Source organism: Streptomyces sp. NPDC048434, from assembly GCF_043200375.1.
GTDB lineage: Bacteria > Actinomycetota > Actinomycetes > Streptomycetales > Streptomycetaceae > Streptomyces.
Window position 1 is genome coordinate 1 of the sequence record NZ_JBICXQ010000089.1, and the last position, 2,067, is coordinate 2,067.

At 53.0% G+C, this 2,067-nt stretch carries 2 rRNA genes; both read right to left on the bottom strand.

The features are described 5' to 3' along the window. Nucleotides 1-192: 192 nt before the first annotated feature. Nucleotides 193-308, bottom strand: a 5S ribosomal RNA gene (gene rrf / locus ACGFWI_RS38975). A 99-nt stretch (nt 309-407) separates the two neighbouring features. Further along, nucleotides 408-2,067: ribosomal RNA gene (locus ACGFWI_RS38980) — 23S ribosomal RNA — on the bottom strand; the annotation flags it as partial.

Consider the following 2,067-nt stretch of genomic DNA (forward strand, 5'->3'; position numbering starts at 1 on the left):
GCAGCTAGCATTAATCGAATAATAAGTGAAAAAAAGCAAACACTCCCAAATCAAAGGCCCTTCGGGGCCTTTTCTCTGGCTGTCTGTCGGAGATAAACTGGGGAGAGCAGCGCAGCGTAGCTGCGCTTTTTTACGTTTTACGCATAGCAAAAAGCCCTGAACGTCAGTTCAGGGCTTTCGGCTTTATTTGATGCCTGGCAGTGTCCTACTCTCGCATGGGGAGACCCCACACTACCATCGGCGCTACGGCGTTTCACTTCTGAGTTCGGCATGGGGTCAGGTGGGACCACCGCGCTATTGCCGCCAGGCAAATTCTGTTTCATTCCAACCGCCTCACTTCCATGAAGCCATCAGAACCAATCTCGGAACGTCGCTGAAAATCTCTCTAAAAACACCTTCGGTGTTGTAAGGTTAAGCCTCACGGATCATTAGTACTGGTTAGCTCAATGCATCGCTGCACTTACACACCCAGCCTATCAACGTCTTAGTCTTAAACGTTCCTTCAGGGACCTTAAAGGCCCAGGGAAGACTCATCTTGAGGCAAGTTTCGCGCTTAGATGCTTTCAGCGCTTATCTTTTCCGCACTTAGCTACCGGGCAATGCCATTGGCATGACAACCCGAACACCAGTGGTGCGTTCACTCCGGTCCTCTCGTACTAGGAGCAACCCCTCTCAATCTTCCAACGCCCACGGCAGATAGGGACCGAACTGTCTCACGACGTTCTAAACCCAGCTCGCGTACCACTTTAAATGGCGAACAGCCATACCCTTGGGACCTACTTCAGCCCCAGGATGTGATGAGCCGACATCGAGGTGCCAAACACCGCCGTCGATATGAACTCTTGGGCGGTATCAGCCTGTTATCCCCGGAGTACCTTTTATCCGTTGAGCGATGGCCCTTCCATACAGAACCACCGGATCACTAAGTCCTAGTTTCCTACCTGCTTGATCCGTCGATCTTGCAGTCAAGCACGCTTATGCCTTTGCACACAGTGCGCGATGTCCGACCGCGCTGAGCGTACCTTCGAGCTCCTCCGTTACTCTTTGGGAGGAGACCGCCCCAGTCAAACTACCCACCATACACGGTCCCCGACCCAGATAATGGGCCCAGGTTAGAACGTCAAGCACGACAGGGTGGTATTTCAAGGATGGCTCCACTGCAGCTAGCGCCACAGTTTCATAGCCTCCAACCTATCCTACACAGACGAACTCAATGTTCAGTGTCAAGCTATAGTAAAGGTTCACGGGGTCTTTCCGTCTTGCCGCGGGTACACTGCATCTTCACAGCGAGTTCAATTTCACTGAGTCTCGGGTGGAGACAGCCTGGCCATCATTACGCCATTCGTGCAGGTCGGAACTTACCCGACAAGGAATTTCGCTACCTTAGGACCGTTATAGTTACGGCCGCCGTTTACTGGGGCTTCGATCAAGAGCTTCGCCTTGCGGCTGACCCCATCAATTAACCTTCCAGCACCGGGCAGGCGTCACACCCTATACGTCCACTTTCGTGTTTGCAGAGTGCTGTGTTTTTGATAAACAGTCGCAGCGGCCTGGTTACTGCGACCCTCTTCAGCTATAGCTCGCACGAGCCACCAAAAAGGGTGCACCTTCTCCCGAAGTTACGGTGCCATGTTGCCTAGTTCCTTCACCCGAGTTCTCTCAAGCGCCTGAGAATTCTCATCCTACCCACCTGTGTCGGTTTACGGTACGGTCTGCGTAAGCTGAAGCTTAGGAGCTTTTCCTGGAAGCGTGGTATCAGTGACTTCGCCATAAAGGCTCGTCTCGGTGCTCGGTCTTAAAGGATCCCGGATTTGCCAAAGATCCAAACCTACCGCCTTTCCCCAGGACAACCAACGCCTGGTACACCTAACCTTCTCCGTCCCTCCATCGCACTTACGCGAGGTGCAGGAATATTAACCTGCTTCCCATCGACTACGACTTTCGTCCTCGCCTTAGGGGCCGACTCACCCTGCGCCGATTAACGTTGCGCAAGGAAACCTTGGGCTTTCGGCGTGCGGGTTTTTCACCCGCATTATCGTTACTCATGTCAGCATTCGCACTTCCGAT